Raw genomic sequence first — 13,333 nt, forward strand, 5'->3', positions numbered from 1 at the left:
GCCGACCGGCTGCACAACATGCGCACCATGCGCTACCTCAAGCGGGAGAAGCAGGAGAAGAAGGCCCGCGAGACCCTCGAGATCTACGCGCCGCTGGCTCACCGCCTGGGCATGAACACCATCAAGTGGGAGCTGGAGGACCTCGCCTTCGCGATCCTCTACCCCAAGATGTACGACGAGATCGTCCGCCTCGTCGCCGAGCGTGCGCCCAAGCGTGACGAGTACCTCGCCATAGTGACCGACGAGGTTCAGGCGGATCTGCGCGCCGCGAGGATCAAGGCCACCGTCACCGGACGGCCGAAGCACTACTACAGCGTCTACCAGAAGATGATCGTGCGAGGCCGCGACTTCGCCGAGATCTACGACCTGGTGGGCATCCGCGTCCTCGTCGACACCGTCCGCGACTGCTACGCGGCGCTCGGCACCGTCCACGCCCGGTGGAATCCGGTGCCGGGGCGGTTCAAGGACTACATCGCGATGCCCAAGTTCAACATGTACCAGTCACTGCACACCACGGTGATCGGTCCCAGCGGCAAGCCCGTAGAGCTCCAGATCCGCACGTTCGACATGCACCGCCGCGCCGAGTACGGCATCGCCGCGCACTGGAAGTACAAGCAGGAGGCGGTCGCGGGCGCCTCCAAGGTGCGTACGGACGTTCCCAGGAATACGGGCGGCGGCCGCGGCCAGGACACCGTCAACGACATGGCGTGGCTGCGCCAGCTGCTGGACTGGCAGAAGGAGACCGAGGACCCCAGCGAGTTCCTGGAGTCCCTGCGCTTCGACCTGTCGCGCAACGAGGTCTTCGTCTTCACACCGAAGGGCGACGTGATAGCGCTGCCCGCCGGTGCGACGCCGGTCGACTTCGCGTACGCGGTCCACACGGAGGTCGGCCACCGGACCATAGGAGCTCGCGTCAACGGGCGGCTCGTCCCTCTGGAGTCGACTCTCGACAACGGTGACCTGGTGGAGGTCTTCACCTCGAAGGCGGCCGGCGCCGGGCCCTCCCGTGACTGGCTGCAGTTCGTCAAGTCGCCCCGGGCACGCAACAAGATCCGCGCCTGGTTCTCCAAGGAGCGGCGCGACGAGGCGATCGAGCAGGGCAAGGACGCCATCGCGCGGGCCATGCGCAAGCAGAACCTGCCGATCCAGAGGATCCTCACCGGCGACTCCCTCGTCACGCTGGCGCACGAGATGCGCTACCCGGACATCTCGTCGCTGTACGCGGCGATCGGCGAGGGCCATGTCGCCGCGGCGGGCGTCGTCCAGAAGCTGGTGCAGGCCCTCGGCGGCCACGACGAGGCCAACGAGGATCTCGCCGAGAGCACCCCGCCCTCCCACGGCCGCAGCAAGCGCCGTGCCAACGCGGATCCCGGCGTGGTCGTCAAGGGCGTCGAGGACGTCTGGGTCAAGCTGGCCCGCTGCTGTACCCCCGTGCCCGGTGACCCGATCATCGGATTCGTCACCCGGGGCAGCGGCGTCTCCGTGCACCGTGCGGACTGCGTCAACGTCGACTCGCTCTCGCAGCAGCCGGAGCGGATCCTCGAGGTCGAGTGGGCGCCCACCCAGTCGTCGGTCTTCCTCGTCGCCATCCAGGTCGAGGCGCTGGACCGGTCGCGGCTCCTCTCCGACGTCACACGCGTCCTGTCGGACCAGCACGTGAACATCCTGTCGGCGGCCGTGCAGACCTCCCGGGACCGGGTGGCCACCTCGCGCTTCACCTTCGAGATGGGCGACCCGAAGCACCTGGGCCACGTCCTGAAGGCCGTACGCGGCGTGGAGGGCGTCTACGACGTCTACCGCGTCACCTCGGCGCGGCGGCCCTGACGGTGCCGTCAGGGCGGTCAGTACCGCCCTGACGGCACCTGGGTGCGTCAGCCGCCGATCTCGTACTGCCCGTACTCCAGGAAGTACCGCATCTCCTCCGGTGTGCCGTCGATCGCCTCACCGGCCGCGGCGCGGAGCGCGTCGCTGATGTCCGGGCGGGCGAGGATCCGGAAGAGGGCGACACGGTCGTCCTCGGCCTGCGCGAGCCGGTAGCCGGTCTCCAGCCACTGCCGGATGTCCTGCGGGGTGCCGCTGTCGAGCAGCGCGTTGACCTCTTCGGTGACCCGCTTCCCGGAGTCCGGGTCGCCGAGTATGCGGAACAGGGCGACGTGGTCGTCCTCGGCCCGGGCGAGCGGGTAGCCGGTCTCAAGGAAGTACCGCATGGCTTCCGTGGTGCCGTTGTCGAGGGCTGCGTTCGCCTCCCGGATGACCCTCGTGCCGCTGTCCTCGTCCGCCAGGATGCGCAGAATCGCGACACGGAGGTCGTCGTCGGACGTCTCGTTCACCGGTGCGGCGGGGCTTTCGGCGACCGCCGTCGCGGCAGCCGGCGGCGGGGACGCCGGTGCGGCGGCGAACGCCGGTCCGGCGAGAACGAGGGCCGGGAACAGAGCGGTGGCGGTGACGGTCAGAACGGCACGAGTCGGTCTCACGGGTGGCCTGCCTCAAGGACGTAGTGGTTTCAAGCGGTCCGGCGGACGCACTGCTTCCCGCCGGTTCGAGCATCCTCGCGCTCCGCAGGCCCGGGTTCACTGCGCGATCCCGGCAGTCATGGCGCCCCTTCACTGCCGTCCGCACGCGTCCTGCCGCTGTATGCGCTCCCTTCCGGCCGTCCCGCACGTGGAGGAGGGGCTCCCGNNCGGGAGCCCCTCCTCCACGTGGCCAGGCGGAAACGTCAGCCGCCGAACTCCTCCAGGCCCTTCAGCGCCTGGTCCAGCAGCGCCTGCCGGCCCTCGAGTTCGCGGGAGAGCTTGTCGGCCCTGGCGTTGTTGCCCGAGGCGCGCGCCGTGTCGATCTGCGTGCGCAGCTTGTCGACGGCCGCCTGGAGCTGACCGGTCAGACCCTCGGCACGGGCCCGCGCCTCCGGGTTCGTCCGGCGCCACTCGGACTCCTCGGCCTCCTGGAGCGCCCGCTCCACCGCCTGAATCCGGCCCTCGACCTTCGGGCGGGCGTCACGCGGGACGTGGCCGATGGCCTCCCAGCGCTCGTTGACGGAACGGAACGCGGCCCTGGCCGCCTTCAGGTCCTTCACGGGGACCAGCTTCTCGGCCTCGGCGGCGAGCTCCTCCTTGAGCTTGAGATTCTCGCCCTGCTCCACGTCCCGCTCGGCGAAGACACCGCTGCGCGCCGCGAAGAACACGTCCTGGGCGCCGCGGAAGCGGTTCCACAGATCGTCCTCGGATTCGCGCTGGGCGCGTCCCGCCGCCTTCCACTCCGTCATCAGGTCGCGGTAACGCGCGGCCGTCGCACCCCAGTCGGTCGAGCCGGAGAGCGACTCGGCCTCGGTGACCAGCCTCTCCTTGACCTTGCGGGCGTCCTCGCGCTGGGCGTCCAGCGCCGCGAAGTGGGCCTTGCGGCGCTTGGAGAAGGCGGAACGGGCATGCGAGAAGCGGTGCCACAGCTCGTCGTCGGACTTGCGGTCCAGACGGGGCAGCCCCTTCCACGTGTCGACGAGCGCCCTCAGACGCTCACCCGCCGACCGCCACTGCTCGCTCTGCGCCAGCTCCTCGGCCTCGACGACGAGCGCCTCCTTGGCCTGACGGGCCTCGTCGGTCTGCTTCGCCTTCTGGACCTTGCGCTCCTCGCGGCGCGAGTCGACCGTCGCGACGAGCGCGTCCAGCCGATTGCCGAGCGCGGCCAGGTCACCGACGGCGTGGTGCTCGTCGACCTGCTGACGCAGGTGATCGATCGCCGCCGTGGCGTCCTTCGCCGAGAGGTCGGTGGTCTTCACCCGCCGCTCGAGAAGGCCGATCTCGACCACCAGACCGTCGTACTTGCGCTCGAAATAGGCCAGGGCCTCCTCGGGGGAACCGGCCTGCCACGATCCGACGACCTGCTCGCCCCCGGCCGTACGCACGTACACGGTGCCCGTCTCGTCGACACGGCCCCACGGGTCGCTGCTCACAGCGCCTCCTCCACCTGATGCATCGAGGGGGTTCGCCCCCCGTGCATCGTCCACAGTTTCCTGGGGCGGGCTGCGCCCGCCCTGCACAACGCCAATCTAGGCGACCGGCCGCCCGGCTGTCCGCACTCAGCGCGGCTGAAATTCTCCGCTCCGGCCGGGTGACCGGTCGCAGGCCCGCCGGCCGAGGGGTCAGGCCTTGTCGACCGTCGCCTTCTCGACCGTGACGGCCTTCTTCGGCGCACCGTCGCCGGCCCCGCCTTCGACGCCCGCCTCGGCGACCTTCTTGACGGCCTTCAGACCCGCGCCGTCCATGGTGCCGAACGGCGTGTAGCTCGGCGGCAGTTTGGTGTCCTTGTAGACCAGGAAGAACTGGCTGCCGCCCGTGCCCGGCTGACCGGTGTTCGCCATCGCGACGGTGCCCGCCGGATAGGTCACCGACCCGTCGTCGCCCGGCTTGCCCAGCGCCGTCAGGTTCTCGTCCGGGATCGTGTAACCGGGGCCGCCCGAGCCGTCGCCCTTCGGGTCGCCGCACTGCAGGACGAAGATGCCCTGCGTGGTCAGCCGGTGACACTTCGTGCTGTCGAAGTACCCCTTGTCCGCGAGGGCCTTGAACGAGTTCGTGGTGTGCGGGGTCTTCGCCGCGTCCATCGCGATGCCGATGTCGCCCTGGCTCGTCTTCAGCGACATCGCGTACTTCGACTTCTTGTCGATCTTCATCGCGGGCTCGGGAACACTGCTCTCGCTCGCCGAGGGCGAGGGCGACGGGCTGGCGTCCGCGGCGGCGTCCGTCTTCGAGTCGTCGTCGCCGAGCGAGACATAGGCGCCGGCACCGATGACCGCCACCACGGCCACCGACGAGGCGATGATCACCGCGAGGCGCCTGGTCCTCCGGCGCGCTTCCTCCCGGCGCTGCTGCTGCCGCTCGAACTTCTCCCGGGCGAGCTGCCGCCGCCGCTGATCGCTGCTGACCACCGGATGGTCTCCTTGTACGTCGTGTGATCGGACCTGGAATGCCCGTACGGTATATGGGTTGGCTGTGGAATGAGGAGCGCCGGTAGTCTCTGATCTGCCGCATTTCCCTCCGCGGCCCTCCTCGTCGGACGAACACTAAGGACGATCGTGCTCATTGCCGGGTTCCCCGCCGGGGCCTGGGGGACCAATTGCTACCTGGTCGCCCCCGCCGCCGGCGAGGAGTGCGTGATCATCGACCCGGGCCACCAGGCCGCCCAGGGCGTCGAGGAAACGCTGAAGAAGCATCGGCTCAAGCCCGTCGCCGTCGTCCTCACCCATGGTCACATCGACCACGTCGCCTCGGTCGTCCCGGTGTGCGGCGCCCATGACGTCCCAGCCTGGATCCACCCCGACGACCGCTTCATGATGAGCGACCCGGAGAAGGCGCTCGGCCGTTCCATCGGGATGCCGCTGATGGGCGAGCTCACCGTGGGTGAGCCGGACGACGTCAGGGAACTGACCGACGGCGCCGTGCTGAAGCTGGCAGGCATGGAGTTCGGCGTCGCGCACGCGCCCGGCCATACGAAGGGGTCGGTGACGTTCCGGATGCCCGAGGCCGCGGATGTACCGCAGGTCCTCTTCTCGGGCGACCTGCTCTTCGCCGGCTCCGTCGGACGCACCGACCTGCCCGGTGGCGACCACGCCGAGCTGCTCGAGTCGCTGGCCCGCGTGTGCCTGCCGCTCGACGACTCGACCGTGGTGCTGTCCGGCCACGGACCCCAGACGACCATCGGCCGCGAGCGCGCCTCCAACCCGTATCTGCACGGACTGGACGCGCCCCGCCGAGGAATGTGACGAGAGAAAAAAGCTGTGAGCACCTTCCAGGCCCCCAAGGGCACGTACGACCTGATTCCGCCGGACTCCGCGACGTACCTCGCGGTGCGTGCGGCGCTCGCCGAGCCCCTGAAGAACTCCGGCTACGGCTACATCGAGACGCCCGGTTTCGAGGACGTCGCCCTGTTCGCGCGGGGCGTCGGCGAGTCCACCGACATCGTGTCCAAGGAGATGTACGCCTTCGAGACCAAGGGCGGCGACAAGCTCGCGCTGCGCCCCGAGGGCACCGCGTCCGTGCTGCGCGCCGCCCTGGAGGCCAACCTGCACAAGGCGGGCAACCTCCCCGTCAAGCTCTGGTACTCCGGCTCGTACTACCGCTACGAGCGCCCGCAGAAGGGCCGCTACCGCCACTTCTCGCAGGTTGGTGCCGAGGCCATCGGCACCGAGGACCCCGCGCTGGACGCCGAGCTGATCATCCTCGCCGACCAGGCCTATCGCTCGCTCGGCCTCAGCCAGTTCCGCATCCTGCTGAACTCGCTGGGCGACAAGGAGTGCCGCCCCGTCTACCGGGAGGCCCTCCAGACGTTCCTGCGTGACCTCGACCTCGACGACGAGACCCGCCGGCGCATCGAGATCAACCCGCTGCGGGTTCTCGACGACAAGCGGCCCGACGTCCAGAAGCAGCTGACCGGTGCCCCGATGCTGCGCGACTTCCTCTGCGACGCCTGCAAGGCGTACCACGAGGAGGTCCGAGATCTGCTGACGGCGGCCGGTGTGGTCTACGAGGATGACGAGAAGCTGGTACGCGGTCTCGACTACTACACGCGCACCACGTTCGAGTTCGTCCACGACGGTCTGGGCTCGCAGTCCGCGGTGGGCGGCGGCGGCCGGTACGACGGGCTGTCCGAGATGATCGGCGGCCCCGCGCTGCCGTCCGTCGGCTGGGCGCTCGGCGTGGACCGCACGGTGCTCGCGCTGGAGGCCGAGGGGATCGGGCTCGACATCCCCGCCACCACCAGTGTCTACGCGGTGCCGCTCGGCGAAGAGGCGCGGCGGGTGCTCTTCGGCCTGGTCACCGATCTGCGCAAGGCCGGTGTCGCCACCGACTTCGCGTTCGGCGGCCGCGGTCTGAAGGGCGCGATGAAGAGCGCGAACCGCTCGGGCGCCCGCTACACCGTCGTGGCCGGTGAGCGGGACCTCGCCGAGGGCAACGTCCAGCTCAAGGACATGGAGTCCGGCGAGCAGGAGGCAGTGGCGGTCGGGGACCTGGTGACCGTGGTCCAGGCCAAGCTGGCCTGAACCACGGCATCCGTCCGCACCTGTGCCCGCCCGGTCCTCCGGGCGGGCACAGGTGCGTCCCGGCACAGGGTCCCGCCTCCGGGCCGACCGGCCGGCCCCCTCCTCCGGGCCGACCGGGGGTTGGTCAACTCGGCGGGAGCCGATTCATCCTGACGGAGACCGCGATCCTGGAACGCCGCCGGTGGCCGGTGGTGGCCGCCCCGGCCCCGGGCGCGCGGAACGCGCCCGCGGTGCCCCCGCGGCCGGGCTCCTCCCGGCACCGTCCGGCCCGGGGACACCGGACACCTCCGCGACACTGATCCGCAGGTCGAGACCCTTCCCGGCGCTCGGACCGCCGTACCCCTCGCGAAGTCCCAGCACCTCAACCGCTGTTCCCACCGCAGGGCGAGGACCTTCCGTACCTCTGCGCCCCGGCTCAGGTCCGGAAAACCTTTATGTCCATCGAACGGATGGCCGTGCCGGTGGTGCGGCACAATGACCGTGCCCGGCTGACTACTCGGTGATGGAACGGCGATATGACGATGGCAGCGGTAGACCACCCCTCCTCCCGGCAGGACGAGGACAACGGCGCGAGGACCTTCGGCGGCAGTCGCGCGCTCGCGCTGCTGCTGGTGATCACGGGAGCGGCCGGGCTGCTCGCCGCCTGGGTGATCACCATCGACAAGTTCAAGCTGCTCGAGGACCCGGGCTTCGTCCCGGGCTGCAGCCTGAACCCGGTGGTCGCGTGCGGCAACATCATGAAGAGCGAGCAGGCGGCCGCCTTCGGCTTCCCCAACCCCATGCTCGGCATCGCCACCTACTCGGTGGTCATCGGCATCGGGATGGCGCTCCTCGCCGGTGCCCGCTTCCGCGCCTGGTACTGGCTGGGCCTCAACGCGGGCACGCTGTTCGGCGTCGGTTTCTGCACCTGGCTGCAGTACCAGTCGCTGTACAACATCAACTCGCTCTGCCTGTGGTGCTGCCTGGCCTGGGTCGCCACCATCTTCATGTTCTGCTACGTGACCACGCACAACATCAAGCACGGCATCCTGCCCGCCCCCGCCTGGCTGCGGAACGCCCTCACCGAATTCCACTGGGTGCCGCCGGTGCTGTGGACCGGGATCATCGGCATGCTGATCCTGACCCGCTGGTGGGACTTCTGGACCAGCTGACGCCAGGCGGTCCTGTCAGTGGGGTGACATAGGCTTTCGCGTGTGGAGCCCGACCTCTTTACCGCAGCAGCCGAAGACCGCCAGGAGAAGGACCCGTCCAGCAGCCCCCTCGCTGTCCGGATGCGCCCTCGTACGCTGGACGAGGTGGTCGGCCAGCAGCATCTGCTCAAGCCGGGCTCACCGCTGCGCCGCCTCGTCGGCGAGGGCGGGGGAGGCCCCGCGGGTCCCTCGTCGGTGATCCTCTGGGGCCCGCCCGGCACGGGCAAGACGACCCTGGCGTACGTGGTCAGCAAGGCCACCAACAAGCGTTTCGTCGAGCTCTCCGCCATCACCGCGGGTGTCAAGGAGGTCCGGGCCGTCATCGAGGGCGCCCGCCGTGCCACCGGTGGTTTCGGCAAGGAGACCGTCCTCTTCCTCGACGAGATCCACCGCTTCTCCAAGGCGCAGCAGGACTCACTGCTTCCCGCCGTGGAGAACCGCTGGGTCACCCTGATCGCGGCCACGACGGAGAATCCGTACTTCTCGATCATCTCTCCGCTGCTGTCGCGCTCCCTGCTCCTCACCCTGGAGCCGCTCACCGACGAGGACCTGCGCGCGCTCCTGCGCCGGGCGCTGACCGACGAGCGCGGGCTGGGCGGCGCGGTGACCCTGCCCGAGGACGCCGAGGCACATCTGCTGCGCATCGCCGGCGGCGACGCGCGGCGTGCGCTGACCGCGCTGGAGGCGGCCGCCGGAGCGGCCCTCACCACGCACGAGGCGGAGATCACGCTCACGACTCTCGAGGAGACCGTCGACCGGGCCGCCGTGAAGTACGACCGCGACGGCGACCAGCACTACGACGTCGCGAGCGCCCTGATCAAATCGATCCGCGGCTCCGACGTGGACGCCGCACTGCACTACCTCGCCCGGATGATCGAGGCGGGGGAGGACCCGCGCTTCATCGCGCGGCGGCTGATGATCTCCGCCAGTGAGGACATCGGGCTCGCCGATCCGACGGCGCTGCCCACGGCGGTCGCGGCCGCGCAGGCGGTCGCCATGATCGGCTTCCCCGAGGCGGCGCTCACGCTCAGCCACGCCACGATCGCGCTGGCGCTCGCCCCCAAGTCGAACGCGGCGACGCTGGCGATCTCCGCAGCGCAGGAGGACGTGCGCCGGGGTTTCGCGGGACCGGTCCCGGCCCATCTGCGGGACGGCCACTACAAGGGCGCCGCCAAGCTGGGCCATGCCCAGGGTTATGTCTACCCGCACGACGTGCCCGGCGGAATCGCCGCCCAGGAGTACGCCCCGGACGCCGTCCGCGGCAGGCGTTACTACGAGCCCACGCGCTACGGCGCGGAGGCGCGTTACGCCGACGTGGCGGACCGGGTCCGCGAGCGGCTCGGCCGCGGTGAGCAGGGCGGTTCCGGGTCCTCGTGACCGCGCCTCAGCAGGACGCGGCTTCGAAGAGGGTGTGCATCGCACGGCGCAGCTCGCCGATGTCGCGTACGGGATCGGGGAATTCGAACCTGGCGTCGAAGCAGGCGCTGCCGTCTGTGACGAAGCGGACCCGGAGGCCGAAGCGGTCGAGTGCGACCGGGACGGCGTCGAGCCGGTGCTCGGCACATCCGCACCTGGCCCGGTCACCGAGCAGCGCGGACAGTGTGGCCATCTGCTCGCCGTGGGCGGCGTGCAGGTGCTGGAGCAGCTCGGCCTCATGGGCGACCAGCGGATCGGCCGGGGCGTCCCGGAAGGCATCCGGCTCCACCTCCTCGAATCCCCACAGATCGTCGACGGACGCCTCTCCGGTCTCCAGCCGCAGCATCATCCGGCCGGGCTCCGCGAGCCCCGGTACGGCGGTGAGCCAGCCGGCGATCCGGGCGCGGCCGCGGATCCGGTGCGGGACGGAGACCGGAGCGACATCGGTGATCTCCAGCACAGCGGTCAGTTCGTCGCCCTGGGCGCGCGTCGCGGCCCGCACGACCGGGGAATCGGCGGGGAACTCGAGGAACACATCCCCCTCGGGGCCCATGCTCCTGCTGTCGGGCATCAGCTGGTCGGGGTGGACCACCGACAGCCCCGGTACGAGCAGCACCGCGGAGCAGGTACTCTGTACGAGAGTTCGTGTGCGTTCGGCTGCTGACGGCATCCGAGTGTTTTCAAGCCCGCTGGGACGCGGCTGACCACGATCAGATCGGCCTTCCGTCGTAGCAGCACCTTCTGGTGTGCTGCCGCTGTCTGTGCTGTCCGTGACGTGTGTGGTGTTCCCAGGGCGAGACATGCGATCTCCTTGAGTAAGGTAAGCCTAACCTAACCTACAACGGAGGTCTGGAGAACGTGCCTAACCAGTCGCGTCCCAAGGTCAAGAAGTCGCGTGCCCTCGGCATCGCCCTGACGCCCAAGGCTGTCAAGTACTTCGAAGCCCGCCCCTACCCGCCGGGCGAGCACGGCCGTGGCCGCAAGCAGAACTCGGACTACAAGGTCCGTCTGCTCGAGAAGCAGCGTCTGCGTGCGCAGTACGACATCAGCGAGCGCCAGATGGCGCGTGCCTACGACCGCGCCCGCAAGGCCGAGGGCAAGACGGGCGAGGCGCTGGTCGTCGAGCTCGAGCGCCGTCTCGACGCCCTGGTCCTGCGTTCGGGCATCGCCCGCACCATCTACCAGGCCCGTCAGATGGTCGTCCACGGCCACATCGAGGTCAACGGTGGCAAGGTCGACAAGCCGTCCTTCCGCGTGCGCCCCGACGACGTCGTGCAGGTCCGCGAGCGCAGCCGCACCAAGGTCCCCTTCCAGGTGGCCCGTGAGGGTGGCTACGACACGGACGGCGAGACCCCGCGCTACCTCCAGGTGAACCTGAAGGCCCTGGCCTTCCGCCTGGACCGTGACCCGAACCGCAAGGAAATCCCGGTCATCTGCGACGAGCAGCTCGTCGTCGAGTACTACGCCCGCTGATCCAGGCGTAGCTCTCAACCGAGCTCGGGCCCGCCCCTCCCTGTCGTACGGGAGGCGGCGGGCCTTCGCGTTTCCCCGGCTGCGCCTGCCCCGCCGGTTGTCCCTTCACCCGGCGCCCGTTCCCCGGCCGCGCCGTCTTCCGCGCAGCCCTCGTCACCGTCCTCCTCGCCGGCACGGACTGCCCGGGCCACCGCGGCCTTCGGGTCCAGCCGGCGCCCCGAGCGCCGCTCCGCGTCGTAGCGCTCACCGCCGAGCTCCGCCCTGGCCCGCTCCTCGCACTCGGCCCGCGGCCTGCCGTAGTGGGCGGAGCCGAACAGGCGCAGGCCCACCGAGGGCCAGATCCGGTCCGCCGCTCCCTGCAGCACCGCCGCCTCCGCCGCGTCGCCCTCGGTCACCGTGACCAGCGCCAGCAGCTCCAGCGCGAGGGCCGTGCCGAGCAGATCGTGGAAGGCGTGCGCGATGGAGAGGGACTCCCCGAGCATCCGGCGAGCCCGCCGGCCCAGCCCGGACCGCAGCGCCGCGTAGCCCAGGACGTACAGTGCGTAGGCCAGCGCCCACCGCTCACCGTGGTCCTCGCAGATCTCCCTGACCTCGTCGCAGATCGCCGCGGCCTCGTCCAGATCGCCGCGGAACGCCACGGCCATACCCAGTTCGACCTGGGCCATCAGCACGTTGCTGTTCATCTCGCCGATCTCCCGGTAGCGCCCGAGCGCCTCGCGGAGCAGCTCCTCGGCGCGGGCCGGATCGTCCGTGACGATCGAGAGGCAGCCCGTGCGGTGCACGGCGTAGGCCACGGCGGTGGAGTCCCCGGTGCGCTCACCCTCCTCGCGGCACTCCTGAAGGGCCGACACCGCGCCGGCCGGGTCCCCCTGCAGCACCGCGACGTAGCCGAGTACCCACAGGGCCTTCAGCCGCGAGTGGTCGTAGGGGGAGTCCTCCTCCAGCACGTGGTCCAGCCAGTGGCGCCCCTCGGAGAGGCGCCCGCAGCCCACCCAGTAGAACCAGAGCGTGCCCGCCAGGTACTGGGCGAGATGGACCTCCTCGGGGTTCTCCATCGAGCACTCCATCGCGCGGCGGAGGTTGGGCAGTTCACCGTCGATCCGCGCTGCGGCCTCCGCCTGCCGCGGGCTGAACCAGTCGAGTTCGCACCACGTCGCGAGGCCCAGGTACCAGTCCCGGTGCCGGCGGCGCAGCCGCTCGGCGTCCCCGGTCGCCCGCAGCCACTCGGCGCCGTACTCCCGCACGGTGTCCAGCAGCCGGTAGCGGCTGCCGGCGGCCGCGTCCTCGCGCAGCACCAGGGACTGCGCCAGCAGTTCGTCCAGCACGTCCAGCACGGAGCCGGCCGGGAGGCCGGGGCCGCTGCAGATGTACTCGACGGCCTCCAGGTCGAACTGCCCGGCGAACACCGAGAGCCGCGCCCACAGCAGCCGCTGCTCGGGAGCGCACAGCTCATGGCTCCAGCCGATCGCCGTACGCAGCGTCTGGTGACGGGGGAGTGCGCTCGGACTGCCGCCGGTCAGCAGCCGGAAACGGTCGTCGAGACGCTGCAGCACCTGCTCCGTCGTCAGGGCCCGCAGCCGTCCCGCGGCGAGTTCCAGCGCGAGCGGGATGCCGTCGAGCCTGCGGCAGAGCTCCCGTGCGGTCTCCAGGTCGCCGTCCGTCAGCCGGAACCCCGGGCGCACCGCGGCGGCGCGCCGGGCGAACAGTTCCAGCCCGTCGTCCTCGCTCATCGGCGCCAGAGGGAAGGTGAGTTCACCGTCCACCCGCAGCGGGCGGCGGCCGGCCGCGAGCACCTGCAGACGCGGCGACCGGCGCAGCAGTTCCCGTACGAGTTCGGCACAGGGCCCGGCGAGATGCTCGAAGCCGTCGACCACGAGCAGGAGCCGGCGCTCGGCACAGTGTTCGACCAGCATGGCGCGGGGCGGCCTGCTGGTGTGGTCGGTGAGCCCCAGCGCGTCCACCAGTGCGTGCTCCAGCAGCGCGGGGTCATGGACGTCCGACAGTTCGGCCATCCACACACCGTCGCAGTACCGTTTCTCCATCAGGGCCGCGAACCGGGTCACGAACCGGGTCTTGCCGACCCCGGCCACCCCGGCGACGGTGACGAGCCGCGACTCACGCAGGAGCGGCTCGAGTTCGGCCAGTTCGTCGTCGCGTCCCACGAAGGCGTCCAGCTCCGCCGGGAGATTTCCGCGCACGGGGGAGGGCTCCGCGTCGTCGGGCG

General features: G+C 70.4%; 11 protein-coding genes. 6 read left to right on the forward strand and 5 right to left on the reverse strand.

Annotation, left to right across the window (positions count from 1 at the left end):
- Positions 1-1,824, forward strand: a 1,824-nt coding sequence (locus BFF76_RS11830; RefSeq protein WP_065848166.1) for a RelA/SpoT family protein, incomplete at its 5' end; no start/stop codon positions are given.
- Between the two features lie 47 nt (positions 1,825-1,871).
- Here the strand turns inward: BFF76_RS11830 and BFF76_RS11835 are convergent.
- From BFF76_RS11835 to BFF76_RS11845, 3 genes are all read right to left on the reverse strand, one after another.
- Positions 1,872-2,474: an ALF repeat-containing protein gene (locus BFF76_RS11835; protein ID WP_031097715.1), complete on the reverse strand. Its 603-nt coding sequence runs from the start codon at positions 2,472-2,474 to the stop codon at positions 1,872-1,874.
- Between the two features lie 242 nt (positions 2,475-2,716).
- The gene (locus BFF76_RS11840; protein WP_065848167.1) at positions 2,717-3,946 is read right to left on the reverse strand and encodes a DUF349 domain-containing protein; all 1,230 of its coding nucleotides are present in this window, start codon (positions 3,944-3,946) and stop codon (positions 2,717-2,719) included.
- Between the two features lie 189 nt (positions 3,947-4,135).
- Positions 4,136-4,918 (reverse strand): peptidylprolyl isomerase, encoded by a 783-nt coding sequence (locus tag BFF76_RS11845; RefSeq protein ID WP_065848168.1) that lies wholly within the window; start codon positions 4,916-4,918, stop codon positions 4,136-4,138.
- Positions 4,919-5,065: 147 nt separating this feature from the next.
- On the opposite strand from BFF76_RS11845, the gene BFF76_RS11850 reads away from it, so the two are divergent.
- The 4 genes from BFF76_RS11850 (at position 5,066) to BFF76_RS11865 (ending at position 9,597) form a co-directional block, all read left to right on the forward strand.
- Positions 5,066-5,752, forward strand: a complete 687-nt coding sequence (locus BFF76_RS11850) for an MBL fold metallo-hydrolase (protein WP_031097721.1) — start codon at positions 5,066-5,068, stop codon at positions 5,750-5,752.
- A 15-nt stretch (positions 5,753-5,767) separates the two neighbouring features.
- Positions 5,768-7,030, forward strand: a complete 1,263-nt coding sequence (gene hisS, locus BFF76_RS11855; RefSeq protein WP_031097722.1) for a histidine--tRNA ligase — start codon at positions 5,768-5,770, stop codon at positions 7,028-7,030.
- 515 nt (positions 7,031-7,545) lie between these two features.
- Positions 7,546-8,181, forward strand: a complete 636-nt coding sequence (locus BFF76_RS11860; RefSeq protein ID WP_053929107.1) for a vitamin K epoxide reductase family protein — start codon at positions 7,546-7,548, stop codon at positions 8,179-8,181.
- Positions 8,182-8,223: 42 nt separating this feature from the next.
- Positions 8,224-9,597 carry a replication-associated recombination protein A gene (locus BFF76_RS11865; RefSeq protein ID WP_065848169.1) on the forward strand — a complete coding sequence of 458 codons (1,374 nt, stop codon included), beginning with the start codon at positions 8,224-8,226 and terminating at the stop codon, positions 9,595-9,597.
- Between the two features lie 7 nt (positions 9,598-9,604).
- On the opposite strand, the gene BFF76_RS11870 is transcribed toward BFF76_RS11865, so the two are convergent.
- Positions 9,605-10,306, reverse strand: coding sequence for a DUF2470 domain-containing protein (locus BFF76_RS11870; RefSeq protein ID WP_078958796.1), 702 nt, complete (start codon positions 10,304-10,306; stop codon positions 9,605-9,607).
- Positions 10,307-10,494: 188 nt separating this feature from the next.
- Here BFF76_RS11870 and rpsD point away from each other — a divergent pair, with 188 nt between their 5' ends.
- Positions 10,495-11,109: a 30S ribosomal protein S4 gene (rpsD, locus tag BFF76_RS11875; protein WP_031097728.1), complete on the forward strand. Its 615-nt coding sequence runs from the start codon at positions 10,495-10,497 to the stop codon at positions 11,107-11,109.
- 14 nt (positions 11,110-11,123) lie between these two features.
- On the opposite strand, the gene BFF76_RS11880 is transcribed toward rpsD, so the two are convergent.
- The coding region (locus BFF76_RS11880) for an ATP-binding protein (protein WP_244167260.1) at positions 11,124-13,333 on the reverse strand (2,210 nt) is incomplete at its 5' end.

Origin of the sequence: Streptomyces mutomycini, from assembly GCF_001700505.1 — a bacterium.
GTDB classification, from domain to species: domain Bacteria; phylum Actinomycetota; class Actinomycetes; order Streptomycetales; family Streptomycetaceae; genus Streptomyces; species Streptomyces mutomycini.